At 44.9% G+C, this 25,944-nt stretch carries 21 protein-coding genes; 6 read left to right on the top strand and 15 right to left on the bottom strand.

The genetic code is table 11. The features are described from left to right. Positions 1 to 236 precede the first annotated feature (236 nt). From recG to gmk, 5 genes are all read right to left on the bottom strand, one after another. Complete coding sequence (gene recG, locus ACOSVQ_RS18855; RefSeq protein WP_491983973.1) at positions 237 to 2,315, bottom strand: ATP-dependent DNA helicase RecG; 2,079 nt, start codon at positions 2,313 to 2,315, stop codon at positions 237 to 239. A gap of 67 nt (positions 2,316 to 2,382) precedes the next feature. Further along, on the bottom strand, positions 2,383 to 3,069 hold the full coding sequence (gene trmH, locus ACOSVQ_RS18850; RefSeq protein WP_491983971.1) for a tRNA (guanosine(18)-2'-O)-methyltransferase TrmH: 687 nt from the start codon (positions 3,067 to 3,069) through the stop codon (positions 2,383 to 2,385). Positions 3,070 to 3,186: 117 nt separating this feature from the next. Further along, positions 3,187 to 5,307, bottom strand: a complete 2,121-nt coding sequence (gene spoT / locus ACOSVQ_RS18845) for a bifunctional GTP diphosphokinase/guanosine-3',5'-bis pyrophosphate 3'-pyrophosphohydrolase (protein WP_491983968.1) — start codon at positions 5,305 to 5,307, stop codon at positions 3,187 to 3,189. A 41-nt stretch (positions 5,308 to 5,348) separates the two neighbouring features. Next, a complete protein-coding gene (rpoZ, locus tag ACOSVQ_RS18840) occupies positions 5,349 to 5,621 on the bottom strand; it encodes a DNA-directed RNA polymerase subunit omega (RefSeq protein WP_004728487.1) in 273 nt (90 codons plus the stop codon). A gap of 97 nt (positions 5,622 to 5,718) precedes the next feature. After that, positions 5,719 to 6,342 (bottom strand): guanylate kinase, encoded by a 624-nt coding sequence (gene gmk / locus ACOSVQ_RS18835; protein WP_491983966.1) that lies wholly within the window; start codon positions 6,340 to 6,342, stop codon positions 5,719 to 5,721. A gap of 396 nt (positions 6,343 to 6,738) precedes the next feature. Here gmk and ACOSVQ_RS18830 point away from each other — a divergent pair, with 396 nt between their 5' ends. After that, a complete protein-coding gene (locus ACOSVQ_RS18830) occupies positions 6,739 to 7,410 on the top strand; it encodes a 7-cyano-7-deazaguanine/7-aminomethyl-7-deazaguanine transporter (protein ID WP_491983964.1) in 672 nt (223 codons plus the stop codon). A gap of 90 nt (positions 7,411 to 7,500) precedes the next feature. Here the strand turns inward: ACOSVQ_RS18830 and ACOSVQ_RS18825 are convergent, their stop codons facing one another. Together ACOSVQ_RS18825 and ACOSVQ_RS18820 are read right to left on the bottom strand one after the other, a co-directional pair. After that, complete coding sequence (locus ACOSVQ_RS18825; protein ID WP_491983963.1) at positions 7,501 to 9,204, bottom strand: sodium:solute symporter family protein; 1,704 nt, start codon at positions 9,202 to 9,204, stop codon at positions 7,501 to 7,503. 12 nt (positions 9,205 to 9,216) lie between these two features. After that, a complete protein-coding gene (locus ACOSVQ_RS18820; RefSeq protein ID WP_020329362.1) occupies positions 9,217 to 9,483 on the bottom strand; it encodes a DUF4212 domain-containing protein in 267 nt (88 codons plus the stop codon). Between the two features lie 390 nt (positions 9,484 to 9,873). Here ACOSVQ_RS18820 and ACOSVQ_RS18815 point away from each other — a divergent pair, with 390 nt between their 5' ends. After that, complete coding sequence (locus ACOSVQ_RS18815) at positions 9,874 to 11,619, top strand: potassium/proton antiporter (protein ID WP_491983961.1); 1,746 nt, start codon at positions 9,874 to 9,876, stop codon at positions 11,617 to 11,619. Between the two features lie 12 nt (positions 11,620 to 11,631). Here ACOSVQ_RS18815 and ACOSVQ_RS18810 read toward each other — a convergent pair whose 3' ends face one another. The 5 genes from ACOSVQ_RS18810 to ACOSVQ_RS18790 all read right to left on the bottom strand — a co-directional run bounded on the left by ACOSVQ_RS18810 (position 11,632) and on the right by ACOSVQ_RS18790 (position 19,425). After that, positions 11,632 to 12,261, bottom strand: coding sequence for a response regulator (locus ACOSVQ_RS18810; RefSeq protein ID WP_491983959.1), 630 nt, complete (start codon positions 12,259 to 12,261; stop codon positions 11,632 to 11,634). 175 nt (positions 12,262 to 12,436) lie between these two features. Further along, entirely contained in the window at positions 12,437 to 14,254 is a 1,818-nt protein-coding gene (locus ACOSVQ_RS18805) for a protein-disulfide reductase DsbD (RefSeq protein WP_491984018.1), read from the bottom strand. Positions 14,255 to 14,452: 198 nt separating this feature from the next. Next, entirely contained in the window at positions 14,453 to 15,760 is a 1,308-nt protein-coding gene (locus ACOSVQ_RS18800; protein ID WP_491983958.1) for an anaerobic C4-dicarboxylate transporter, read from the bottom strand. Positions 15,761 to 15,883: 123 nt separating this feature from the next. Then, the gene (gene aspA / locus ACOSVQ_RS18795) at positions 15,884 to 17,335 is read right to left on the bottom strand and encodes an aspartate ammonia-lyase (RefSeq protein ID WP_491983957.1); all 1,452 of its coding nucleotides are present in this window, start codon (positions 17,333 to 17,335) and stop codon (positions 15,884 to 15,886) included. Between the two features lie 179 nt (positions 17,336 to 17,514). Next, positions 17,515 to 19,425, bottom strand: coding sequence for a sensor domain-containing diguanylate cyclase (locus tag ACOSVQ_RS18790; RefSeq protein WP_491983955.1), 1,911 nt, complete (start codon positions 19,423 to 19,425; stop codon positions 17,515 to 17,517). A gap of 109 nt (positions 19,426 to 19,534) precedes the next feature. Between ACOSVQ_RS18790 and ACOSVQ_RS18785 the strand changes: the two genes are divergently transcribed. Continuing rightward, the gene (locus tag ACOSVQ_RS18785; protein WP_491983954.1) at positions 19,535 to 20,032 is read left to right on the top strand and encodes an FxsA family protein; all 498 of its coding nucleotides are present in this window, start codon (positions 19,535 to 19,537) and stop codon (positions 20,030 to 20,032) included. A gap of 85 nt (positions 20,033 to 20,117) precedes the next feature. Here ACOSVQ_RS18785 and ACOSVQ_RS18780 read toward each other — a convergent pair whose 3' ends face one another. From ACOSVQ_RS18780 to ACOSVQ_RS18770, 3 genes are all read right to left on the bottom strand, one after another. Then, positions 20,118 to 20,591: a tRNA (cytidine(34)-2'-O)-methyltransferase gene (locus tag ACOSVQ_RS18780; RefSeq protein WP_491983953.1), complete on the bottom strand. Its 474-nt coding sequence runs from the start codon at positions 20,589 to 20,591 to the stop codon at positions 20,118 to 20,120. A gap of 99 nt (positions 20,592 to 20,690) precedes the next feature. Further along, positions 20,691 to 22,097, bottom strand: a complete 1,407-nt coding sequence (gene cpxA / locus ACOSVQ_RS18775; protein ID WP_491983952.1) for an envelope stress sensor histidine kinase CpxA — start codon at positions 22,095 to 22,097, stop codon at positions 20,691 to 20,693. After that, entirely contained in the window at positions 22,097 to 22,780 is a 684-nt protein-coding gene (locus ACOSVQ_RS18770; RefSeq protein WP_491983951.1) for a response regulator, read from the bottom strand. Before ACOSVQ_RS18770 ends, cpxA begins: the two co-directional genes overlap by 1 nt. Positions 22,781 to 23,013: 233 nt before the next feature. On the opposite strand from ACOSVQ_RS18770, the gene ACOSVQ_RS18765 reads away from it, so the two are divergent. The 3 genes from ACOSVQ_RS18765 to pfkA all read left to right on the top strand — a co-directional run bounded on the left by ACOSVQ_RS18765 (position 23,014) and on the right by pfkA (position 25,900). Next, positions 23,014 to 23,601 carry a CpxP family protein gene (locus ACOSVQ_RS18765; protein WP_491983950.1) on the top strand — a complete coding sequence of 196 codons (588 nt, stop codon included), beginning with the start codon at positions 23,014 to 23,016 and terminating at the stop codon, positions 23,599 to 23,601. A 180-nt stretch (positions 23,602 to 23,781) separates the two neighbouring features. After that, the gene (gene fieF, locus ACOSVQ_RS18760; protein ID WP_491983949.1) at positions 23,782 to 24,690 is read left to right on the top strand and encodes a CDF family cation-efflux transporter FieF; all 909 of its coding nucleotides are present in this window, start codon (positions 23,782 to 23,784) and stop codon (positions 24,688 to 24,690) included. A gap of 247 nt (positions 24,691 to 24,937) precedes the next feature. Then, a complete protein-coding gene (gene pfkA, locus ACOSVQ_RS18755; RefSeq protein ID WP_491983948.1) occupies positions 24,938 to 25,900 on the top strand; it encodes a 6-phosphofructokinase in 963 nt (320 codons plus the stop codon). The last annotated feature ends 44 nt before the right edge of the window (positions 25,901 to 25,944 follow it).

Raw genomic sequence — 25,944 nt, 5'->3', positions numbered from 1 at the left:
TTATTTTCCTAATTGAGTGATTCACAAAGATGCGCTGAATGGGCATTCCTTGTGGAGCAGAATTGTTGTCTGTGATTGCTGTTAATCAGGTTCTGCTCTGGAAATTAGACTTAAGGCTTTTAAGGTTAATAGAGCTTTAAGGCTAAATTTTGCGGCGATTATAGAGTAATAACTGTAAAAAGCAAACGTTTGCTTTAAGTTGGTGCAAAGGAACATAAAACGAATTAATTCAAGGTTTAAGCTTTCGCGTAAACGTCTCGTTCGCCAAGCCAGCGATCGATAATAGCCGTTGCATTTGTCGGGTAATTATCGTGAATGTGACGAGCTATGCGCTGGACTTCTGGAATTAAGCGTTGATCTCGTACTAAGTCAGCTATTTTGAAATCAGCCAAACCTGTTTGTTTGGTTCCTAATAGCTCTCCGGGACCGCGAATTTCCAAATCTCGCTGCGCTATAACGAAACCGTCGTTACTTTCACGAAGTACGCCAAGACGTTTTTGTGCTGTTTTGGAGAGTGGCGCGTGGTACAAAAGTACACAATGACTGGCAACCGAGCCACGACCAACACGACCACGCAGCTGGTGCAGCTGGGCTAAGCCTAAGCGCTCTGGGTTTTCAATGATCATTAAGCTTGAGTTAGGTACATCCACACCTACTTCAATCACTGTGGTTGCGACAAGAAGATGCAATTCATTGTTTTTAAATGCCTGCATCACTTCTTGTTTCTCGGTTGGCTTCATTCTGCCGTGAACCAAACCGATTTTGACATCGGGCAGTTTGCGTTGCAGCTCTTCTGCTGTATCAGCTGCAGCTTGTGCTTCCAAGACTTCAGATTCATCAATCAGAGTGCAAACCCAATAGGCTTGCTTGCCTTCATTCAGACAAGCATTACGTACGCGCTCAACAATGTCGTCCCGTTTGGTATCTGGAATTGCTACAGTTTGAATCGGCGTTCTGCCTGGCGGCAGTTCATCGATAATTGATGTTTCTAAATCCGCATACGCTGTCATCGCCAGTGTTCGAGGAATCGGGGTTGCTGTCATGATCAATTGATGTGGATACGCACCTTGCTTAGCGCCTTTCTCACGTAACTCTAATCGCTGGTGGACACCAAAACGATGCTGCTCATCGATAATCACTAACGCTAAATGATCAAAAACCACGTGTTCTTGGAACAGTGCGTGAGTACCCACTACCATTTTTACTTCACCACTGATAATACGCGCGAGCTCGGCTTCTTTGGCTTTGCCTTTGAGTTTGCCCGCTAGCCAACCTACTTTGATACCCATCGCTTCAAACCACTGGCTGAAGTTTATGGCGTGCTGCTCTGCAAGCAGCTCTGTTGGTGCCATCAAAGCGACTTGGTAGCCATTTTCAATGGCTCTGGCAGCCGCTAGAGCAGCAACGAGAGTTTTACCTGAACCCACATCCCCTTGAACTAAACGCATCATAGGGTGAGGTTTTGCGAGATCTGCTTCGATTTCGTTAACCACGCGAGTTTGGGCATTGGTTGGTGAAAAAGGTAATTGAGCCAACAGCTGATTTTTCAGAGAGTCTGACGCTTTTAGCGGCAAAGCGACATCTTGCTGCCCTTTACTGCGAACTGCCAACATGGATAGGTTTTGAGCCAGCAGTTCTTCCATAATCAGGCGAATTTGCGCCGGATGGCGACCATCATCAAACAGACTTAAATCGATATCCGATGGTGGGCGGTGGATGGTGTGTAACGCCTGAGCCAGAGTTATTTGATGATCGTATAAACCGGATGGAAGCAGTTCTTGCACTGCTGCTTTATCAAGTAGTGATAAAGCTTGGTCAGTCAGGCTGCGCAGAGTGAGCTGACGCAGACCTTCTGTGGTCGGATAGACCGGAGTCAGGTTAGCTTCGACATCAGGCTTTTGTTCTGGGAAATAGAACTTGTATTCAGGATGAATAATTTCCAGCCCAGTATTGCCACGCTTAATTTCACCGTAAGCGTGTACTAACTTACCTTCAGTAAAATTGTTTTTAATCCCTGCTGTAAAGTTGAAAAAACGTAGCGTGAGCGTGCCGTTTCCGTCGCTGATTTTTACTGTCAGCATTTTGCGACGACCGAAAGTAGTATCGACCGCCATCACTTTACCTTGCACCGCAGCCCAAAGACCTGGATGCAATTTTACTATTGGGTAGATTCGAGTGCGATCTTCATAGCGTAACGGCAGGTGGAACAGCAAATCTTGTACGGTGATAAGCCCAACTTTCTCCAGTTTTTCGGCCACTTTTGCCCCCACTCCGGAAAGTGAGGTTAATGGAATTGCTGATAAAAGCTGAGACATAATCAACCATTTAGCTGTTTGAAATATGGGTTATTCAAACATTAAGCTGTGTTTTTGTACAGGGGAATTATTTGCTTTGCATCGCTTTCCACCAAGATTCATCTGCCACAATTTGGCCTTCATCATCCAGTGGGGGATAGGGAAGCTTCTTACGTTTAGCTACTTTGGCTAATACAGGGTGACCGCGCTCGAACAAAATACGATGAATGGTTTCTTCAGGAAGCGGGCTTTTTTCCTGCTGATACATACCAGCAGCTTGGCGTTGACGTTGTGCTTCATACAGAATCAGTGCGCTAGCAACCGATACGTTGAGTGATTGCACCATTCCTACCATAGGAATCACGATGTCCTGATCTGCCAGCTCAAGTGCTTGTTTTGAAATACCCACTTTTTCACTGCCCACGATAATCGCTGTCGGTTTGGTGTAATCAATTTCACGAAAATCTACCGCTTTTTCGGAAAGGTTGGTCACTAATACCTGCATGTTCTGCGCTTTTAGCGATTTTATCGCATCTTGAATGCTGTCGTGAGTATCGACTTCGACCCAGTTACGAGCGCCTGCTGAGGTATGAGCAAGAGTACGCATTTGTTTGTTTGGCCAAACCGCATGGATTTTGTGTAATCCAATTGCATCGGCAGTACGAATGACCGCAGATACGTTATTTGGCTTGTGTACTTCTTCTAAACATACGGTCAGATCAGGTTGGCGTGCTTTCAGCACCTCTTGAATTCGAGTGTAACGTTCTAAGTTCATAACAAGTTTTCTATGTTTTAGTCTGTGGTTGGTAAAACGGTCACCACATAAAATAAAAAAGCCCTTGATAGGCCATATCAAGGGCTACATCGTTAGGTTATTTGAGCATAGGCGCTATTAGTGCCTTCTGCGTCTCACCTTCGGTGCGTTTGGCATTGCACGAATTTTCTTCATAATGCCAGCAAGATGAACACGATCTTTTGTGGTCAGTACCACAGTTACTGTGTACAGACGGCCATCACGTTCTTCTGTCGACAGACCATGAATATTGGAGCCTGTCTTCGAAATCACATTAGTCAGTTCTGCAAGTGCGCCTTGGCGGTTTTGCATATCGACTTTCAGTTCAGTGATGAAGTCTTGATCGTAATCTTTAGTCCATTCCACCGCCATGTACTTATCAGGCTCTTTCTGATGCCCGCGTACGTTAGGACAGGTTTCGCGGTGCACCACCAATCCACGGCCCGGAGAAACGTGCGCAATAATGTGGTCATCCGGAATTGGGTGACAACAGTTCGCGAAGGTTAACAGAATACCTTCTGCACCTCGGATCGGCAGTTTCTTCTTAGGTTGACCGTCTTTGCTTTCTACTTCGGTTAATTCATCAGCATTGCCTAGTAGACGACGAGCAATCACGATACTCATTAATTCGCCAAGGCCAATCGCTGCTAATAAATCATCGACACTAGAAAGTTTCAGGTCGCTAAGAACATGCTGAACACTGTCTTTTTTGATCGTGGTGATCGACTCTTCACCCAAGGCGTGATTCAGCAGACGGCGTCCCAAGCTGACCGACTCTTCACGGCGCATGGTTTTCAGAACCTGACGGATCTTAGTGCGAGCACGTGAAGTCACTACGTAGTTTAGCCATGCGGCATTTGGACGCGCACCAGGAGCACTGATGATTTCAACGGTTTGACCATTTTTCAGTGGCTTACTTAATGGATAAGGGTTGCGATCAACACGAGTACCTACACAGGTATTACCAACGTCGGTATGCACCGCATAGGCGAAGTCTACCGCTGTTGCGCCAACAGGCAGTTCAACGATACGACCTTTAGGAGTGAAGACGTAAATCTCATCTGGGAACAGATCAGATTTCACGTTTTCGATAAATTCGAATGAGTTACCTGCGCTTTGTTGTAGCTCAAGTAAGCTTTGCATCCAACGCTGAGCTTTGATCTGTGCTGTTGTGCCGGTGCGGTCGCCATTGGCTTTATATGACCAGTGTGCTGCCACACCTTTGTCCGCCATTTGGTCCATATCTTCAGTTCGGATTTGAACTTCAACAGGAACACCGTGTGGGCCAACCATCGAGGTATGCAGAGACTGATAGCCGTTCGCTTTTGGAACCGCAATGTAGTCTTTCATTCGACCCGGACGCGGTTTGTACAAGCTGTGGACTTGGCCTAGCGCTCGGTAACAGGTGTCAGCGCTATCAACGACAACACGAAACGCATAGATATCCATGATGGTGTGGAAGCGTTGCTCTTTAGTCTTCATCTTGTTGTAGATGGAGAAAAGGTTCTTCTCACGACCAAACACGCGAGCCGGCAATCCAACTTCGTGCAGGCGACCTTCGATCTCGCTATGGATGCGTTGAATCATCTCTTTGCGGTTACCACGCGCCGCTTTCACGACTTCTTTCAGAACTCGATATCGGTTTGGGTATAACGCTTCAAAACCTAGCTCTTCTAACTCGGTTTTAATGTTGTGAATACCTAAACGGTGGGCGAGTGGTGCGTAAATTTCTAGGGTTTCTCGGGCAATACGACGCTTTTTATCCGGACGAAGAGCACCTAACGTGCGCATGTTGTGCGTACGGTCAGAAAGCTTAATAAGAATAACGCGGATGTCTTGCACCATCGCAAGAACCATTTTGCGAAAGTTCTCTGCTTGAGCTTCTTTTCTATCGCGGAATTTAAGTTTGTCGAGCTTAGATACACCATCAACCAGTTCAGCGACGGCTTGACCAAATTGAGTTTCTAAATCTTCTTTGGTGACGTCACAGTCTTCAATAACGTCGTGAAGGAGGGCTGCTTGTAGTGTTTCCAAATCCAAGCGCATTTCAGCCAGAATTCGAGCTACTGCCACTGGGTGGATGATATAAGGTTCGCCGCTTGAGCGGGTTTGCCCTTCGTGGGCATCTCTTGCCACTATATAAGATTGGCGCAGAGCCTCAACTTGAGGCTCTGTGAGATATTCCTGGGCAACGTCTTTGAGGCTATCGAATAGATACAAATTATAGGCCCGAGAGTTGTCTATTGTCTTACTTGCAGGGATTAACGGTTGTGAACAATGCTGCTCACTGCTGCTAATTCAGCTGCTTCTTGCTCTTGCTGCTCTTGACGCTCACGTGCATCAAGTACGTCTTTAGTGATAAGACCTTCTTCGATTTCGCGAAGAGCGATAACCGTTGGCTTATCGTTCTCTTCAGGCACAAGTGAATCTTTACCACCAGTTTGCATTTGACGAGCGCGGCGAGCCGCAATCAGAACTAGGTCGAAACGGTTGCCAACTTTTTCAACAGCGTCTTGAACAGTTACGCGTGCCATGAGAACTCCAATATAAACAAAAATGTTGAATGACGAGAAAGTATACAACCTTACGCTAGTGGTTTCTAGCTAGTAAAGTTGCTAATAATACGTTTAATTACTCTGCAAGTAGTGCTTTAAGCATGCCTTTGTATTTGATTGACTGCTTATCTTGTTTTAGTCGCTCAGCACGAATGATCGCTCTAAAATCGGTTAGGGCGGTATCGAAGTCATCATTAATAATGATGTAGTCGTATTCGTTGTAGTGAGAAATTTCAGATTTAGCTTCTGCCATACGCTTAGCAATAACAGCTTCGCTGTCTTGTCCGCGCGCGTTCAAACGACGTTCTAATTCACCGTTTGATGGTGGAAGAATAAAAACACTTCTTGCTTCTGGCATTTGCTCACGGATTTGGCGAGCACCTTGCCAGTCGATATCTAAAAAGACATCAATACCTTTATTAAGAGTCTCTTCAATCCAGACACGTGAAGTACCGTAGTAGTTACCAAAGACTTCTGCGTATTCTAGGAATTCGCCTTTTTCGATCAGCGTTTCAAAGTGTTCCTTTTGCACAAAGTGGTAATGAACACCGTCTTGCTCACCCGGACGCATGCCACGAGTCGTGTGCGACACCGATACTTTCATCGCATAGGCTGGGTTGTGTTCCAACATTTCTGCGATCAAGCTAGATTTACCTGCGCCGCTTGGTGCAGAGACAATATACAGAGTACCTTTGCCCATTGTTTGGTTCCACTTTGGTTTGGGATTGCGTAATCGGATTGTGCTCCGACACTCTTAAAGATAGCACTAGCTTAATCATTTCATTGGATTGATGAAATTTAGGCTAGAAAAATGGAGCGGAAGATTAGCATGATCTTGAGGATCTTCTCAAGGAAAAGGTCAAAAGTGGCGCAATTCCTGACCCCAAACCATTGCCAGCGCTGAAGAATCCAAGCCTTTGTTTTTAATCGATGTGAGAAAACGTTTGCTATTTTGTGAACTATTGCAGGTGAAATTGATTAATGTATAATCGCCGCCCTTAGCACGGGAGAGACAACTCTTCCGTATTACAATTTGCGAGAAGCGAAAGCTTCATTTGGGTTCCCTCGCCCCCAAATCAAACTAAAAAGGTACAATATGAGTAACTTTACCCCTGCGCAACAGCGCAAAGCCCTGACATTTTTGGTTTTGTTCCACCTAGTGATTATTGCGTCAAGCAATTATCTGGTTCAAATCCCGTTTACCGTATTCGGTTTACATACCACTTGGGGCGCTTTCACTTTCCCATTTATCTTCTTAGCGACTGACTTAACGGTACGTATTTTTGGTGCTGGTCTTGCGCGTAAAATCATTTTTTACGTCATGCTACCTTCACTCGTAGTTTCGTATCTGCTTTCGGTTGTGTTCTACGAAGGTCAGTTCCAAGGTCTTGCACCATTAAGTGAGTTGAACATGTTTGTCGCGCGCATCGCGATTGCAAGTTTCATGGCTTACCTGCTTGGTCAGATCATGGACGTGTCTGTATTTAATCGTCTTCGTCAGATGAAGCAGTGGTGGGTTGCACCAACAGCATCAACGCTGTTTGGTAACGCTTTAGACACTATCGCTTTCTTCGGTATTGCATTCTACCAAAGCCCAGATCCATTTATGGCTGAGCACTGGACTGAAATCGCATTGGTTGACTACGGTTTTAAACTCGTGATTAGCCTTGGTTTGTTCGTCCCTATGTACGGTGTATTGCTGAATTACCTGATTCGCAAACTGACTTCGGTGAATCCAAACTTTACAGCGGTTGGTGCTAAAGCTTAATTTGCACTGAACTTAAAAGAGAAAGCCCAAAGCAATGCTTTGGGCTTTTTTGTCTGTAGGGCTAAGCTATCTGCTTAACCTTGCAGTCTATTAATGGTCGTGAGCTGCGCCCGCACCTTTAGGGAAGCGGATTGACTCAACCATGTCTTGTACTTCAGTTGGTACTTCTGCAGTAAATTTGTTCACTACGATAGACACTACGAAGTTCAAACACATACCTAGAGTACCGATACCTTCTGGGCTGATGCCAAAGAACCAGTTTGCAGGTGTATTGGCCGCTGGGTTTACAAACTTGAAGTAGATGATGTAAGCCGCTGTAAATACAATACCCGCAACCATACCCGCAATAGCACCTTCTTTGTTCATCTTCTTGTAGAAAATACCCAAGATGATGGCAGGGAAGAAGGAGGCTGCGGCCAAGCCGAAGGCGAACGCAACTACCTGTGCTACGAAACCTGGAGGGTTAATACCCAAGTAACCCGCACCGACGATGGCAATGATTGCAGCGACACGAGCAGCCATCAGTTCTTGTCTATCGGTCATATTTGGCTTGAAGCCTTTCTTCAACAAGTCATGAGAGATAGAAGTTGAGATTACAAGTAGTAGACCAGCCGCCGTAGATAGTGCTGCTGCCAAGCCACCTGCTGCTAGTAAACCAACAACCCAGTTAGGCAGTTTTGCTAGTTCTGGAGATGCCAATACGATGATGTCGTTGTTGATGGTCATTTCATTACGTTCATCACCTGCATAGAACATTTTTCCATCACCGTTCTTGTCTTCCCATTTAACTAGACCAGTACTTTGCCAGTTTTTATACCAGCTTGGTGCTTGCTCAGCAGCAACGCCTTGCATGTCAGGACCGTTAATCGTGTTGATTAGGTTCACGCGAGCAAACGCAGCAACGCCTGGTGCAGTAGTATAAAGTAGAGAGATAAATAGTAGAGCCCAACCCGCAGAGATACGCGCATCACGTACTTTTGGTACTGTGAAGAAGCGAATGATTACGTGTGGAAGACCGGCAGTACCTACCATCAGTGCAGCACAGATGAAGAATACGTCCACCATGCTCTTACTGCCTTCAGTGTACTGAGTAAAGCCAAGTTCTTGTGTTAGACCATCTAGCTTATCAAGTAGATAAACATCCGTTCCTGCGATGGTTGAACCCATACCAATTTGTGGTAGTGGATTGCCAGTCATCATGATTGAAGTAAAGATTGCTGGTACAAGGAAGGCGAAAATGAGAACACAGAACTGAGCTACCTGCGTATAAGTGATGCCTTTCATGCCACCAAGTACTGCGTAGAAGAACACAATCGCCATACCGATAACGATACCAACGTTGATGTCTACTTCTAGGAAGCGAGAGAACACTACGCCTACACCACGCATTTGGCCTGCAACGTAAGTAAACGAAATGAAGATCGCACAGAATACTGCAACCATACGAGCTGTTTTCGAGTAGTAACGCTCACCAATGAAATCTGGAACAGTGAACTGACCAAACTTACGAAGGTAAGGTGCTAAACATAGAGCCAATAGAACGTAGCCGCCTGTCCACCCCATAAGGTAAACCGTACCATCGTAACCGATGAACGAAATGATACCTGCCATTGAGATGAAAGATGCTGCTGACATCCAGTCTGCTGCTGTTGCCATACCGTTGGCTACAGGGTGTACACCACCGCCTGCAACATAGAATTCACTGGTTGATCCCGCACGAGCCCAGATGGCGATGCCAATATACAGAGCGAAAGAGAGACCAACGAGAATAAACGTCCAAGTTTGAATATCCATTTCTAAAACCTCTTAGTCTTCGTGCACGTTATATTTCTTGTCGAGCGAGTTCATTCGCGCAACGTAAATAAAGATTAAAGCGACAAAGGTGTAGATTGAGCCCTGTTGTGCAAACCAGAATCCAAGCTTAAAGCCGCCTAAATGAATGCTGTTTAGCGCGTCAACGAATAAAACGCCTGCGCCATAAGATACTAAGAACCACACTGCGAGCAGTGACCCCATAATCCCCAAGTTTTCTTTCCAGTAGGCTTGAGCATGTTCTGTAGATTCGAACGCCATGGCCTTCTCCTTCCTGTTAGATGTTGTGTTAACGTAATGTTACGATTTATACATTAGCAGTGTTAAGGCAAGAGATCTGTGCAACTTTAGTCTGTGGTCTTTACTTTGTAATTTGTTGTAAATTAAGTAATTAACTGGCGTGTGGTGGGATTTTTGAATGTTAATTAACTGTTAAATTAGCCAAAAGTATAAGGACGTTGAGATAAAAATCGAAAATTAACCGTGTAAATAACAGTCATTTACTCGTCATTGATGGCTTCTAAGCTTAAGGCAATTAGGATTGCAATTATTTACACAGACTTTTCTGACGCAGGTAAGAAAAATGTGCACAATGGAGAGCATAATAAACTTGTATTTATAAACAGTTGAGTCGGTTGGGTAGGTGAAAGATTGGATGCGATAACGATAAATAGTTTTTTTCTGGTAGGTGCGCTACTCATTGCTCTGAGTGTGTTACTTAGCCCTGTTTCATCGAAACTGGGTATACCAATTCTGTTGGTGTTTCTTGCTGTTGGTATGCTGGCTGGAGAAGACGGTCCAGGAGGAATACTGTTTGATAATTATCCGTTAGCGTATCTAGTCAGTAACTTAGCGCTTGCTATCATTTTGCTTGATGGTGGTATGAGAACGCGCGTTGCCAGCTTTAAAGTAGCTTTTTGGCCCTCTGTTTCTTTAGCAACTTTCGGTGTGGCTTTGACGACCATCATCACCGGTGCTTTGGCGACTTGGCTGTTTGATTTGTCGCTGATGCAGGGCATTTTAGTAGGGGCTATTGTGGGCTCGACAGATGCGGCGGCCGTATTTTCGTTACTTAAAGGTCGAAGTCTCAACGAGCGTGTCGGCTCGACGTTAGAAATTGAATCCGGTACTAACGACCCTATGGCGGTATTTTTAACCGTCACAATGATTGCGATTTTGAGCAGTGCCAGCGGCGATTTCAGTGTTAGTTTCCTAATGCTTAACTTCCTCCAACAGTTTGGCGTCGGAGCTTTATTGGGGTTATCTGGAGGTTGGTTGCTTTGGAAAATCATCAACCGTAGTCAGCTTCCAGAAGGGCTCTATTCCATCCTGACAGTAAGTGGCGGTCTGATTATTTTTGCTTTAGCTAACGCTTTAGGCGGAAGCGGAATTTTATCTATCTACTTGGTGGGCTTACTACTTGGCAACCGACCAACCCGCAGTCGTCACTCTATTTTAAACGTATTGGATGGTATGACTTGGTTGGCGCAAATCGGCATGTTCCTCGTACTTGGTATGCTGGTGACGCCAACAAACTTGTTAACGATTGCATTACCGGGTCTAGCATTAGCGTTTGGCATGATCCTGTTTGCCCGCCCAATATCAGTGTGGATAAGTCTGCTGCCATTTAAGAGCTTCACATCAAAAGAAAAATGGTTCATTTCATGGGTGGGTTTACGCGGTGCTGTACCGATTATCCTCGCGGTATTCCCTATGATGGCTGGTTTGCCTGACGCGCAGCTCTATTTCAATTTAGCTTTCTTCGTTGTGATGGTGTCTCTGATTGTTCAAGGTGGTTCATTAACCAAAGCGATGAGTCTGGCAAAAGTTGAGCTGCCATCGAAACCCGAGCCAATTTCTCGCTCGGGATTAGAAGTATTTCCTACCAGTGAATGGGAGCTGTTTGTTTATCAGTTGCAACAAGAGAAATGGTGTATCGGCGAGCCGATTCGTAACCTGTTTATGCCGGAAGGGACTCGTATCGCCGCGCTGTTTCGCGAAAAAACATTGCTGCACCCGTCGGGAAGCACGCGTTTAGAGGCGGGAGATATTCTCTGTGTCGTCGCTCAAGAAAAGGATTTGGCGGCACTAAGTCAATTATTTAGTGAAGCTCCGGTTAAAGAATCGCTTGTTCGCTTCTTTGGTGATTTCTTCCTCGATGTGGAATCAAAGCTGGTGGATATCGCGATGATTTATGGTCTAGATTTAGGTCCATTCCGTACGGATATGACGCTAAAAGATTTAGTGACGGAACATTTGGGCGTGACCCCAGTATTAGGTGACCATTTCGAGTGGTACGGTTTGCATTGGGTGGTTGCTGATGTCGTTGACTGGCAAGTGACGAAAGTAGGTCTGCGTTTGCCAGCCGAAGAAGATGTGGTTGAATCAACCGAATAGTGTTGGACGCGCTTAGCTGTTCAGCTCTTTCAATAAAATAACAGCTTGAGTTCTGCTCTTTACCCCAAGCTTTCGGAAGATCGCTGTCATGTGTGCTTTGATGGTGGCTTCCGAAACATTCAACTCATAAGCAATTTGCTTGTTCAGTAAACCATCCGAAAGCATACCCAGCACCTTGTATTGCTGTGGTGTTAGCGTCGCGATTTTACCCGCCAGATCATCACAAGCTGCGTTGTTGGTGATAAGTCCTTCAGGGAAGTAGGGTTCACCGTTAAGCACTTGGTTTAAAGCAGCAATCAACGCGCGCATGTCACTGGATTTAGGAATGAACCCGAAAGCACCGTGGCTCTTCACCTGTGAAACCACAGATGCTTCTTCACTGGCAGAAATGACCACAATCGGTAAATCAGGGTACTCGGCACGTAATTGAATTAGACCAGACATGCCATTGGCTCCGGGCATTTTTAAGTCCAGCAGCAACAGATCAGGTTCAGGATCTTTTTCTAGAAGGTTAAGCAACGCATCTAAAGAGTCTGCTTCAAGCAAGTTCGCACCGCTTATCGCCATATGGACGGATTGAAACAATGCGTTTCGAAACAGAGGGTGATCATCTGCAATGATGATGGTGTAAGTCGAATCCATGACGTTAAGCACTTTTAACAATTACGTTAAATAAATTATTGTATGCTTTAACGTTTCGAACAATCGCCACAGACTAAAAGTCTGAACTATATCCAGTTTTTATCTGCATGAAGATGAATACCACAACAAGGTTTGACGTATAGGGCCAAACCTTGTTGCATTAGGCGATACAAAATTAGATCTGATGGTCTTTAAGGTGCTGCAAAAAGCGATCTGCTTGCATAAATCCGGTAATTCGAGCGTTGGGTACTCTTTCGCCCTGATTGTTCCAAAATTCAATGGTTGGAAGACCAAGTACGTCCATCTGATTCAGTAATTCGATGTCTTGCGGTTGATTACGCGTTACATCTGCTTGTAGTAACACAAAATCCTTTAATTTTTGCTCTACTTCTGGCTGGTGGAAGGTGTATTTTTCGAACTCTTTACACGCCACGCACCAATCGGCGTAGAAATCCAACATAACGGATTTTCCGGCCAGCTTCGCTTGTTCTAGTTCAGCGTTAAGTTCATTGATATTCGCGATACGTTTGAAGCTGATGGTTGATTGCCGCTCTATTTGTGCATTGTTGTTAAACCAGTAATTGAGAGCCGGTTGCGCTGAAGCAAGCAAACCGAGAATGGCAATAATGCCTAAAGTGCTCTGTTTCCAACCACCGAAAGGTAGGCTGTTTTTTACGTGATATAACCAAGCAAATGCTGCAAAACCTAGCAGAGACCAAAGCGCCGTTGCCCAGATTTCTGGGAGTAATCGTTCCAGAAAAAAGATAGGCGCAGCAAGAAGAATGAAACCGAAAGCGGTTTTTACTTTATCCATCCAAGCACCTGCTTTCGGCAATAAACGGTTGCCAAAAACGGCGACCAAAATCAGTGGAATACCCATACCAATAGCTAATGCGTAAAGCGCGACACCACCAGTGAGCAAATCTCCACTCTGCGCCACATACAACAGAGCACCGGAAAGCGGCGCAGTGGTACATGGTGAACACACTAAGCCAGAAATCGCACCCATGGCAAAAACGCCCGCTAAGCTGCCACCTTGCTGTTGATTGCTAAGATTGTTAAGCCAAGTTTGTACTGAGCTTGGTAGCTGAAGGGTATATACACCAAACATCGATAGAGCCAGTAATACAAACAGCGTACTCAGGCCGATCAGAACTGAAGGGTGTTGAAGAGCAGCTTGGAACTGCAATCCTGCAGAAGCAACGACTAAACCTAGTAGAGTGTAAGTTAGCGCCATACCTTGCACGTACACCACGCTTAATAGCAAAGCGCGCTTATGATTAAGTTGCCCACTGCCTAAAACGATGCTGGTCAAAATTGGATACATAGGCAGAACACATGGCGTAAAAGCCAAACCAATGCCTAATGCCAAGAAGAGTAGTGGTGTCCACCAACTTTGAGCTAACTTGCTTGCAAGTGTGCCTTGTTCAGAAGTTGGCGTTTTATTATTGCCGGCTGCTTGTGGTTTAGCTGGCGTGCTAACACTTTGGCTAGCAGTATTAAGTTCAGAATTCGCAGGTTGTGAAAAGTCGAACTTGCTGACTTCTACCACTTGGGTTTCTGGTGGATAACAGAAACCAGCTTTAGCACATCCCTGATATTGAACAATGATACGTGCACCCAGTTGATAATCACTGAGCGGCAAATTAATCGAAAGTGGAGTCGTGTAAATGGTGACATCACCGAAGAACTCGTCATGATAAGGTTCACCGTCAACCAGCTGATATTCGCCTAAAGTGACGTTTTCTGCAGTGATAGTGATGCGATTTTGATAGAGGTAATACCCTTCTTTCACTTGCCAATCGAGAAACAGATTACTTCCCTGTTGAAAGGAGCTAAATGGAAAGGCTTGATCAACCGGTACAAATTTATTTCCGTTATTTACCGATAAACCGTTAGTTACTGATAAAGAGCTGTTGTTGCCAAAAGCGGCCAATGCAGTGTGGCTGAAAGTAGACAGGGTAAATAACAACAAAAATAGAATGTTACGCATCATCTAAACAATATTCTGGCTGATTGAAGAACACATAGTAACTCAATCAGACCGAGATGAGAGGTAATAAGTTTCATCCAGATATAACAAAACCCGCGAAACTCACACAACTAAGGTTGTTTGAATCTCGCGGGTTTCTCTTATTTCGCTTTAATGGTTTGTTCTGATTTGAATAGTTCAGATATGGTTAGTCTGGAACTAGATGAACAATCCGCCAAATAGGAAGCCAAAGGTTACTGCTGAAGCAATAGTTACAACACCCGGAATGAAGAATGGGTGGTTGAAGACATATTTACCAATGCGAGTTGAACCTGTGTCATCCATTTCCACTGCAGCAAGCAGAGTAGGATACGTTGGCAATACAAACAGAGCACTTACCGCTGCGAAAGAAGCAACCGCAGTAAGTGGTGCAACACCAATAGCAAGCGCCGCAGGCATTAGCGCAACGGTCGTTGCACCTTGTGAGTAAAGCAGCATTGATGCGAAGAACAGTACGATAGCCAGCATCCATGGGTTATCCGCCAACAGTGCACCAGCTACATCTTTGATGTCCGCAACGTGAGCGTTAACAAAAGTCGAACCTAACCAAGCTACACCAAGAACACAGACACACGCTGTCATACCTGAACGGAATGTTGGTGCGCTAGAGATTTTCGCTGCATCAATTTTAGTTACGATGACGATCAACGCCGCGGCGGCTAGCATTACAGTCATGATTGCTTCGTTACGACCTAAAGCAGGGTTCTCAATCAGACCCACAGATTTAGAGATAGCCGCTGCGTAGCAAACAACGAAACCGATAGCTGCTAGGAAAATATATGTCGCTGTTTTTGCTGTTGGCAGAATGTCGCGATGCTGTTTGTCAGCAAGTTTAATCAACCCTTTTTCTAAGCGATCTTGGTAAACGGGATCGTTTTTCAACTCACCGCCCATAAAGTTCGCAACTAGTGCTCCAACCATACAAGCAGCAAACGTTGTTGGGATACACACAGCAAGAAGCGTGAGGTAATCAACACCAAATGGTGTCAGCATCGCAGCAAAAGCGACAACTGCAGCTGAAATAGGAGAAGCAGTGATAGCAATTTGCGAAGCGACAACGGCAATAGAAAGAGGACGTGAAGGACGAACACCTTGTCCTTTAGCAACTTCGGCAATAACCGGAAGCGTAGAAAACGCTGTATGTCCTGTACCTGCCATCAATGTCATGATGAAGGTAACAATCGGAGCATAAAAAGTAATACGCTGAGGATTTTTGCGCAGGAAGTTTTCTGCGATTTGAACTAACCAATCCATACCACCCGCCACTTGCATTGCGGCAATTGCCGTAATCACAGACATGATGATAAGAATAACGTCAACTGGGATGAAAGCTTGGCTTGTTGGTACACCAAGACCTAGGGAAAGTGCGATAACACCTGCACCACCTGCTAAGCCAATACCAATGCCACCAATACGTGCACCCAAGAAGATGAAGAGAAGAACAACTAATAGCTCGACCCAAACCATAGTGATACCTCGTTTAGTAATGAAAAATTTGGTTTGCAGTCCGTTGCAATTGTTATTTATGTGCTGCTTTTTGCAGCTTTTTTAAAAGAAAAGGCTCCTTACAGAGCCTTTTCGTTAAATCAATTATTCGTAGCGCTTCGCTTTATACTGCGGGCGCATCAGGTTTTCAACAGAGAAAATGTCATCAAGCTCTTCCGCTGTTAATAATCCGCGATCGAGTACAACTTCTCGGACGCTTTTCCCGGTTTCGGCGCAGATTTTTCCTACAATGTCGCCCTCGTGGTGGCCAATGTAAGGGTTTAGATAAGTCACGATACCGATTGAGTTAAACACGTAGTTTTCACACACTTCTTTGTTGACGGTAATGCCATCAATACATTTGTCACGAAGGTTTACACACGCATTTGAAAGTAGAGAAATAGACTCAAACATTGCTTGTGCGATTACTGGCTCCATTACGTTTAGCTGGAGTTGACCACCTTCCGCTGCGAAAGAAACTGTGTTGTCGTTGCCCAGAACTTTGAAGCACACTTGGTTCACCACTTCTGGCACAACAGGGTTAACTTTTGCCGGCATGATTGAAGAACCCGCTTGTAGCTCAGGTAGATTTAGCTCATTCAAACCCGCGCGAGGGCCTGAAGAAAGCAGACGTAGGTCATTACAAATCTTAGATAGCTTCACGGCTAAACGTTTTAGCGCACCGTGAGTCATTACGTATGCACCACAGTCAGACGTTGCTTCGATAAGGTCTTCCGCTGGGACGACCTCTAGACCTGTTACTTCCGCTAGGTGTTTCACCGCCAGCGCTTGGTAACCCGGTGCTGCGTTTAAGCCAGTACCGATTGCTGTTGCACCTAAGTTGATTTCAAGTAGTAGCTTAGAGGTGTATTCAAGAGCGCGAATCTCTTCGTTCAGTGTCACTGCCCAAGCTCGGAATTCCTGACCTACCGTCATAGGCACGGCGTCTTGCAACTGAGTACGACCCATCTTGATCACAGTCGTGAATTCTTGGCTTTTAAGCTCAAATGCACCTTTTAGGTATTCAATCGCTTCAATCAGTTTTAGCACGCTGTTGTAAACAGAGATGCGGAAACCAGTAGGATATGCACAGTTGGTTGATTGGCTACGGTTTACGTGGTCGTTTGGATTAATGAATTGGTATTGCCCCTTTTCCTTACCCATCAACTCTAGCGCTAAGTTGGCAATCACTTCATTGGTATTCATGTTTACAGAAGTACCAGCGCCGCCTTGGAATACGTCAGTCGGGAATTGATCCATGCACTTACCTGTTTCAAGGATCACATCACACGCTTGAATGATGTAGTTCGCGACATCTTTTGGAATTACTGCCAACTCTTTGTTCGCAAGAGCAGCGGCTTTTTTGGTCATGACCATGCCACGAATGAATTCAGGAATATCAGAAATCGTTGCGCTGGAAATGTTGAAGTTTTCGATTGCTCGGAGAGTGTGGATACCGTAGTAGGCATCCGCAGGGACGTGACGTTGGCCTAGTAGATCTTCTTCAATACGATTGGCTGATTGAGCTGTTTGTTGAGCTTCATAAAGAGTAGCCATATTTTGGATCCTTAGAGAATAATTCTATTGATAATAGTTACAGTAAGCCGTATCTGTATTAAGAATCCATTCATCAGAATAATTGGCTGAAAAACCGTCCTGATATGGTGATGTATCATACTGGAGTTGGAATTTAAAAATAGGAGGTTCGTCACTTTTTATGTTAGCGAAAACCAAGTTTATGGTGAGTTAGATTCTAAAACGCTCAAAGTCTCTTTGCCGTGGATGGAAATGCAATTACGTCCCTTGCGTTTCGAGCGATACATGGCTTGATCAGCGTTAGTGAAAGTCTGGTTTGCATCTGCTGTCACTTCGGCCAAACCTACGCTTATTGTTACATCGTATAGTGTCCAATTCTTAATATCGGTCGAGACTCGCTGCATAAGCGACTGAGCTTGGGCAATGTCGGTGTGTTGAATCAAAACAGCAAATTCGTCGCCGCCGATTCGCGCGATAAAATCCGTATCGCGTAAAACGGTGCGTAGTTGGTTGGCAATATACAAGATGACTTCATCGCCAGCCGTGTGGCCAAAGGTGTCATTAATTTGTTTAAAGCAGTCGATATCAATGACCGCGAGGCAGCAGGGCGGATGGTTGATGTAACGTTGTTTTAACCGACACTGATATTGCAGGTTCTGGTCGAACTTTTTTTTGTTCCACAATGACGTCGCTGGGTCGCGCTCTGTCCGCTCTTTCAGAGTAATGATGGTGTTGTGATGTTCGGATATATCGGTAAAAGAATAGACGTAATACTGAATGCTCTTAAATTTGCCGGTGATTGCGTGTATCTCTGTTTGGCAAATGATCTCCTTGTTATCGGTGGTATGCAGTGGGAAGTGCCCTTGCCAGAGTCCTCGAATAGAAAGCTGCCTTTGAATCAGATTTTGTTTTGTTTTGGAGGGGAAGAAATCCACGATGTTGCCGCCAAGGAGTAGCCCTAGATCGCTTTTAACCAAGTTGCAGAAGCCCGTATTCACCCTAAGTATCTTCATGTTTTTATCAGTGACCACCACCGCCATGCTGTTTTCTATCGCGTATTCCGCATAGGTTTGATCTGCTTTGATTCGTCGATAAGCGTCCATAAACATGGATGCAATGATGGACAATATACCTAAGCCTAACCAAATGATGATGGCCTCAATTTTTAGCTGGTTCTTCCTATCTGACAGAAGCCCAGTAATTGCAGAGTTGGGGTACATAGTCAGCATAGTTAATGCGTTTTCTGAACCAAACAGTTGGCTACTGAAGCGCTGAAAAATATACAAACCTTTATCGGTTATTAAGCTGTTTCCTGCGCTCTGATTTTGATTAATTGCGTTCCATATTTCATTGTTATCAGTGGCTAAATTGTTATTGGAACGCGCTTGAACGAGGTCTCCGAATAATTTGTTTTTGTCACTACTAATAATGTAATAGCCATGCTTATCGATAAAATCGACATTGAGATTCTGTGTGTTAGAAGTGATTTGGTCGATGATGGCGAGAACATCAAGGTTGGCAATGAAATAGCCTTGCCGAACGCTATTGGCAACGATGGGGTAGATAACTCTGTATCCAGGTTTATAAGGGATAACTGGCTTGTCATTTTCAAATTCAAGGTCAATTCCATAATGCCCTTGCTCACCATTCGCCAGCTTTTGGGCATAAAGGAAATAGTCGCGGTTGCTTTTATTTTGCAGTCGATCATTAGGCACAATGTACGGGCGAGCCATGTTTGGCATGTAATCAACCCGAATCACTTCATAACCTCGGTTATCAATGAAGCGTAACTGATAGAACAAGGTGGAGTTAAATGCGGTTACGTACCACTGGCTTTCAAGGTAGTGCCTGAACTGAGGGTCTCGATTGACGGCAAAGTCATTAAGTAATGTTGAATGGCTTAGTTCATAAAAAGTTTGCTGAATTTGCGAGTCTGTCCGGCGGGCTTTGGAGTCTACGTAAGACAGAAATTGTAGGCCTTGAGCTTCGAGGCGAGAAATATAAAGCTGTTGGGCTTTATCGATTAAATGAAAATAATAGGCGAACGGAATTAGTGACAAAACTAGCCACAACACAGTACCTGTTTTGATCGTGTTGGCAATTCGCTTCATGATTTACGTTCTGACTCAAACTCTACTTAAAAGGTAGTTGAGCCTATAACGCTTTTCCATTGCGCAGATGAAATGTTGGCGCTAAGGTGTAGCAAAATAAGGAGGAGCCGTGTTTCCGATTTTACTATTTCTATTTATTGCTGTGCCTATCATCGAGATTGGCTTGTTTATTCAAGTCGGTGGCATGCTAGGCTTATGGCCGACTATTGCTTTGGTTTTGCTCACCGCATTTGTCGGTGCATCTCTGGTTAGAAGCCAAGGTTTACAAACACTGCTTACGGTTCAACAACGTATGCAACGTGGCGAAATGCCTGCCCAGCAGATTGTTGAGGGTGTGATGCTAGCGGTAGCGGGTGTTTTGCTGTTAACACCGGGTTTTATGACCGATGCGATGGGGATGATTGTTTTGTTACCTGCCCCACGAGCACTGATTGCCAAGTATTTGATGAGCAAAGTTGTGGTATCGAATATGTCTGGCGGTTTTCATTCAAGTCATTTTGATCATGATCCATTCCGCTCTCACGATTCGCATCAGGGAAACACTTTTGATGGCGAATTTGAGAAGAAAGATGACGACGACCAAAACTCTAACCATCGTCTTCATTAAGCTGCTATTGGTAAGAATCTAACCCAATAAAAAAGCTCAGGTCGTTTACCTGAGCTTTTTATCTTTTGCTGTTGGTTTGTCGAAATTACAGCGCGCCTTCAAATCCCATTTGTCGCCATGCTTCGAAAGCAATGATAGCCACCGCGTTGGATAGGTTGAGACTGCGAGCGTCGGGCATCATTGGGATTCGAATTCGTTGCTCCATCGGCAAACTCTCAATAACTTCCGCTGGAAGTCCACGAGTTTCTGGACCAAACAGCAATACATCACCTTTCTGGAATTTGGCATCCACGTGATGACCGGTGGTTTTGGTCGTACAAGCAAAAATACGGTGCTCGCCTTTTTCTGCAAGGTAGTTAAGAAATGCTTGATAGTCTTTGTGGCGAGTGACTCGAGCTAAATCGTGATAGTCCAGTCCTGCACGACGCACTTTCTTTTCTTCTAAATCAAACCCAAGTGGCTCGATTAAATGAAGATTCGCACCACAGTTTGCGGATAAACGAATTATGTTTCCTGTGTTAGGGGCGATTTCTGGCTCGAACAGGGCAATATCAAACATGACTATTCACTTCCTTACTAAATTTAAGGGGCGAGTATAAATCCCTCGCCCCTCAATTCACAAGTTATAGCAACCGCTTATCTGTTATAGTAATCGTCGCTAGATGGGTAGCGTAAACTGAACTTTTAAACCATTTAGAGGGCTGCGGCTCGCTTCAATAACACCACTGTGCTGGCGAATGGCGCTTTCAGTGATAGCAAGACCTAAACCAGTTCCACCGCTGTGTCGGTCTCGCGCAGTCGAGACTCGATAGAACGGGCGGAAGATTTGTGTCAGTTCGTCATCCGGAACACCATCACCGTTGTCTTCTACTGACACCGTGACATGGTGTTCCGTAGTCGAAAAACGTACCACTATAGTGTCTTTGCCATAGTAAATTGCGTTACGAACGATGTTTTCCAAAGCGCTCATCAATAGCTTTGGATTACCAGAAATACTGACGTTTGGTATCTCGTCGAATTTCAGGGTTTTGCTCATTTGCTCTGCTTCAAATTGAGCATCGCTGAGCAACTCTTCCCACAAGCTACGCAGTGGTTGTTCTTCACGGCTCAAATGACTGTTGGTCTGCATTCTCGACAATTCAAGTAGCTCGCCAATCATTTGTTCTAAACGTTGTGCTTCGGTATCAATACGTTCTAGCTCAGTGCTGCTGCCTTGTTTACGAGTGGCAAGTGCATTGGCCATACGTAGTCGGGTTAGTGGTGAACGCAGTTCATGGGAGATATCCGATAATAATCGCTGCTGACCGGAAATCATTTGGTTTACCGCTTCTACCATCTGGTTAAAGCTACGTCCAGCCTGACGAAACTCCATGGTTCCTTTTTCAAGATCAGGGTCAGCTTCGAACTGTCCACGCGCGACTCGCTGAGCGGCAAGAGCCAGACGTTGAGCAGGTTTACTCAGAGCCCAAGCAAGCCAGAGTAATAGCGGCGTACTAACCAACATGATCGCCAGCAGCAGTTGAACAGGTTTATCGAATAATTGCAGTAAGAACGGTGGTGGTTCATCCCAACGGAAACCGACATACAGCAAGAGATCCTGATGAGCGAAAGTCACAGGAACGGGGCCTGCGATCATATAGCGTCCGTAAAGGCGTTGTTGCGGTTTGTCTATAGACTCAATGCTGGTGGCAAAGTTCTGCAACGCTTTGTATTTGAAATCTGGACGCTCGCGTGCGGTGAGCACATTGCCATCTAAGTCCGTGACAAAGAAACGAGGTCGGGTGTCTTTGTCTTCGTCACGCATCATTGGACCTTGTCCACGATTGCCGTTTCCATTGCCCTCTAGGAACATCAGAATACGGGTAAGGTTATCTTCACCTTGGAAACGTTCTTCAAGCATCTCTTTTTGTACCACGATACGTTGATACATCTCCGGTGGGAGGTCGCGAGACTTTCGAGGGTCTAAGTGGGGAAGTGCCAATACGGCCAGTAACACCAAAAACATGGTGAGCCAGAAGATGGCAAAGATGCGTCCGTAAAGGTTATTGAATGTTGGTAAACGCATTAATCCTCCAACACCATTAGGTAGCCTCGCCCTCGCAGGGTTTTGATTCTCAATTTGCCATCAGCTCGTTCTGGAAGCTTTTTACGCAGATTGGAAACATGCATGTCAATCGCGCGGTCAAAAGCCGCCAATCTTTTACCTAATACATCTAGGCTAAGATCTTCTTTGGTGATAGTGTTTCCCGGATTTTGTACAAAGTGTGCTAATAACGCGAACTCGGTTGTGGTGAGATCGAGCAGTTCACCTTGGCAATAAGCTTCTTGTTTGCCGGGAAAAACCTGAATGTCTTGGCATTCGATAACGTCTGAATGCTTGTTTGAATGCTGTTGGGTTCGGCGCAACACGGCACGAATTCTTGCTAGCAGCTCTCTGTCGCTAAATGGTTTTGGCAGATAATCGTCAGCACCGAGTTCTAAACCGATCACTCGGTCAATCTCTTCACCTTTTGCGGTCAACATCAGTACTGGGGTTTGCCACTTTTCACGCAGTTTTTTCAGCGTTTCCATACCGTTTAGCTTGGGCATCATGACATCAAGCAAAATCAAATCGACACTATCATTGACAGCGTGCAGCCCAGCTTCTCCATCATTGGCTTCGGATACGTCAAACCCTTCATAGCTTAAAACTTCTTTTAGCAAGCTGGTTAGTTCTGTGTCGTCATCAATTAATAGAATGTGTGCCATGGTTACCTCAAAAGTATACGAACTGCCTTTTCTACGTTTTTGAACCATATAAGTTCACGATAAACGTTGGATGCTGAATATAGTGTACTGTGAATTGACCTTTAGGATCATAGGTAAACTCACCCTTTACGATTATTTACGCTTCTCAAACACTGCTTTACGTACCAAGTCGTATTATAAATTCAAGCGCTGCACAGGCAGCCGATTCAAGTCCAAACGAGAAGGAAAAGATTATGAAACTGGCAAAAAAAATGATCCTTGCAGCCGTTGTTCTACCAATTACTTTAGGCTCTGCAGCTGTGTTTGCTGCAGGTGGCGGTAAAGGCCCAGGTCGAGATTTCGACGGTGATTGTGGCCGTGGTGGCATGATGAATCCAGAAGTGTTTGCTCAGCTTAATGTGACACCTGAACAGAAAGCAAAAATGGCAGAACTTCGATTAAAACAACGCGATGCAATGCAAGCACAACGTTCTGGCAAACAAGCTGAAATGCGTGCTTTTAAACAGCAAGAGCGCGATTTGGTGATGTCAGCAAACTTTGACGAAGCCGCTGCGAAAAAATTGGCAGAACAGATGGTTCAACGTCAAGCGGATCAACGTGTTGCGATGATGAAGCAACGCAATGAAATGATGAACGTATTGACTGCGGATCAAAAAACAAAACTTGCTTCTATGCAGCAAGAACGCATGAATGAATGTGTGCTATTTGGTCATGGTGGCCCAAATGGAAAAGGTGGCGGTAAAGGCGGCCAAGGTCCTCAAGGACAAGGCATGATGCGTGGCGGTCCTCAAGGTCAAATGGTTCCACCAATGGCTCAATAAATGGCATAGTGAATCTCACACCGTTTGTTATTGTGGTTAATAATCAATTGGTGAGTGAGTAAAGGCAGCTTCGGCTGCCTTTTCTTTTTCTGGTTTTACCTGTGACTAATTTGAGTAACAAACAAGCATCCTGAGAGCTTTTAGGTATAATCAACTCATTGTTTGTTATGGTAAGACGTTATGAAAAAGGAATACGCACGTTTAGTAACGATTGCTGCGTGGACGGCAACCTGTGTTGCGACCTTACTTCTGATAGTTAAAGTTGCCGCTTGGTGGATAACCGGTTCAGTGAGTTTACTGGCATCACTGATTGACTCAATGCTGGATATCGCTGCGTCAGTGGTCAATCTAGTGGTTCTGCGCTATTCACTACAGCCAGCAGACAGAGAGCATGCTTTTGGTCATGGTAAGGCTGAATCTTTAGCCGCACTAGCCCAAGCTATGTTTATCTCCGGTTCCGCCTGTTTTCTTATATTAAACGGTGTTGACCGTTTCTTCCGTCCTCACGACTTACAGGCTCCAGAATACGGTATCTATGTCAGCTTATTGGCAATGGTAGTGACTTTTGCACTGGTACTTTTTCAACGTCATGTGGTGAAGAAAACGGGCAGTCAGGCTATTGCAGCAGACTCGTTGCACTACCAGTCTGACTTGTACATGAATGGCGCAATTATGGTTGCATTAGGTTTGAGCTGGTTTGGCGTTAAACAAGCGGATGCGGTCTTTGCTATTGGTATCGGCTGTTTTATTCTATACAGCGCGTTTAAGATGGTTCAAGAAGCGATTCAGACACTGCTGGACAGACAGCTTCCGGAAGAAGAGATTGAGCAGATCCGTCATATTTCTCTATCGGTTGGCGGTGTTTTAGGGGTCCATGACCTCCGGACTCGAATGTCAGGGCCGGTAAGATTTATTCAGCTACACTTAGAACTGGATGACAAGATGCCTTTGATTGAAGCGCATCGAATCGCAGATATTGTGGATGCCAAATTATGTAAAGCGTTCCCAGGGGCGGATGTCTTAATCCATCAGGACCCATATTCATTGATGTTTGGTCCTGAAAGGAAACAAAAACTTCAGCCATGGTAGCGACAAAGCGTATGAGATAGACTATATTTTTTGCGGCATGAATAAAATGCACGAATCTGATGTGAATCAACGATGTGAATGTGCAAAACTGTAATACTGCTTCTGGGTAAAAAGCTTTATGGCAGCGCATGCTAAGCAAGTTAGTTTTTCTAACACGCAAACATAATTACAAGATTTTGCTGTTCGAACACGATTTCGGGCAGCGCCAAAATTAGCTATACAAATTTCAAAAAAATTGAGGGTGATCATGATTAAAAAGATCGGTGTTTTGACTAGTGGTGGCGATGCTCCGGGTATGAACGCGGCAATTCGCGGTGTTGTTCGTACAGCGTTGAGCCATGATATTGAAGTTTATGGTATCTATGATGGTTACCATGGCCTGTACGAAGACCGCATCAAGAAACTTGACCGTTCAAGTGTGTCTGATGTTATCAACCGTGGCGGTACTTTCTTAGGTTCAGCGCGTTTCCCTGAGTTCAAAGAAGAGTCTGTGCGCCTAAAAGCGATCGAGAACTTGAAAAAGCATGGTATCGAAGCGCTTGTTGTTATAGGTGGTGACGGTTCGTACATGGGTGCTAAGAAATTGACTGAGATGGGTTACCCATGTATCGGTCTTCCAGGCACAATTGATAACGATATCGCAGGTACTGATTACACTATCGGTTACTTAACTGCACTGAACACAGTTATCGAATCTATTGACCGTCTACGTGATACTTCTTCATCTCACCAACGTATTTCTATCGTAGAAATTATGGGTCGCCACTGTGGTGATTTAACTCTGATGTCTGCGCTAGCGGGTGGTTGTGAATACATCATCACACCTGAAACTGGTCTAGATATGGATGGTCTGATTTCAAACATCCAAGACGGTATCAAGAAGGGTAAGAAGCACGCAATCATTGCTCTGACTGAGCTTATGATGGATGCAAATGTTCTGGCAAAAGAGATTGAGAAAGCAACTAAGCGTGAAACTCGCGCGACTATTCTTGGTCACATCCAACGTGGTGGTAAGCCAACAGCATTTGACCGTGTACTTGCTTCTCGTATGGGTAACTACGCTGTTCACCTATTAATGGAAGGCCAAGGTGGTCGTTGTGTTGGTATCCAAAAAGAACAGCTTGTTCATCACGATATCATCGATGCAATCGAGAATATGCGTCGTCCAGTTCGTAAAGATCTATATAAAGTCGCTGAAGAGTTGTTCTAAACCTCAGTTGATTGGAATAAACAAAAAGACCGCATTATGCGGTC

It is taken from the genome of Vibrio sp. HM8-C (assembly GCF_058630515.1).
This window is presented reverse-complemented; position numbering and strand designations above follow the sequence as displayed.

Excerpts from the sequence above, each read along its gene's own strand:
- aspA (WP_491983957.1), bottom strand. The coding sequence starts at position 17,335 with ATGGCTACTCTTTATGAAGCTCAACAAACAGCTCAATCAGCCAATCGT.
- cpxA (WP_491983952.1), bottom strand. The coding sequence starts at position 22,097 with ATGCGTTTACCAACATTCAATAACCTTTACGGACGCATCTTTGCCATC.
- ACOSVQ_RS18765 (WP_491983950.1), top strand. The coding sequence starts at position 23,014 with ATGAAACTGGCAAAAAAAATGATCCTTGCAGCCGTTGTTCTACCAATT.
- ACOSVQ_RS18810 (WP_491983959.1), bottom strand. The coding sequence starts at position 12,261 with ATGGATTCGACTTACACCATCATCATTGCAGATGATCACCCTCTGTTT.
- ACOSVQ_RS18825 (WP_491983963.1), bottom strand. The coding sequence starts at position 9,204 with ATGGATATTCAAACTTGGACGTTTATTCTCGTTGGTCTCTCTTTCGCT.
- gmk (WP_491983966.1), bottom strand. The coding sequence starts at position 6,342 with ATGGGCAAAGGTACTCTGTATATTGTCTCTGCACCAAGCGGCGCAGGT.
- fieF (WP_491983949.1), top strand. The coding sequence starts at position 23,782 with ATGAAAAAGGAATACGCACGTTTAGTAACGATTGCTGCGTGGACGGCA.
- rpoZ (WP_004728487.1), bottom strand. The coding sequence starts at position 5,621 with ATGGCACGCGTAACTGTTCAAGACGCTGTTGAAAAAGTTGGCAACCGT.
- ACOSVQ_RS18820 (WP_020329362.1), bottom strand. The coding sequence starts at position 9,483 with ATGGCGTTCGAATCTACAGAACATGCTCAAGCCTACTGGAAAGAAAAC.
- recG (WP_491983973.1), bottom strand. The coding sequence starts at position 2,315 with ATGTCTCAGCTTTTATCAGCAATTCCATTAACCTCACTTTCCGGAGTG.
- ACOSVQ_RS18780 (WP_491983953.1), bottom strand. The coding sequence starts at position 20,591 with ATGTTTGATATTGCCCTGTTCGAGCCAGAAATCGCCCCTAACACAGGA.
- ACOSVQ_RS18770 (WP_491983951.1), bottom strand. The coding sequence starts at position 22,780 with ATGGCACACATTCTATTAATTGATGACGACACAGAACTAACCAGCTTG.
- trmH (WP_491983971.1), bottom strand. The coding sequence starts at position 3,069 with ATGAACTTAGAACGTTACACTCGAATTCAAGAGGTGCTGAAAGCACGC.
- ACOSVQ_RS18805 (WP_491984018.1), bottom strand. The coding sequence starts at position 14,254 with ATGCGTAACATTCTATTTTTGTTGTTATTTACCCTGTCTACTTTCAGC.
- ACOSVQ_RS18800 (WP_491983958.1), bottom strand. The coding sequence starts at position 15,760 with ATGGTTTGGGTCGAGCTATTAGTTGTTCTTCTCTTCATCTTCTTGGGT.
- ACOSVQ_RS18830 (WP_491983964.1), top strand. The coding sequence starts at position 6,739 with ATGAGTAACTTTACCCCTGCGCAACAGCGCAAAGCCCTGACATTTTTG.
- pfkA (WP_491983948.1), top strand. The coding sequence starts at position 24,938 with ATGATTAAAAAGATCGGTGTTTTGACTAGTGGTGGCGATGCTCCGGGT.
- ACOSVQ_RS18790 (WP_491983955.1), bottom strand. The coding sequence starts at position 19,425 with ATGAAGCGAATTGCCAACACGATCAAAACAGGTACTGTGTTGTGGCTA.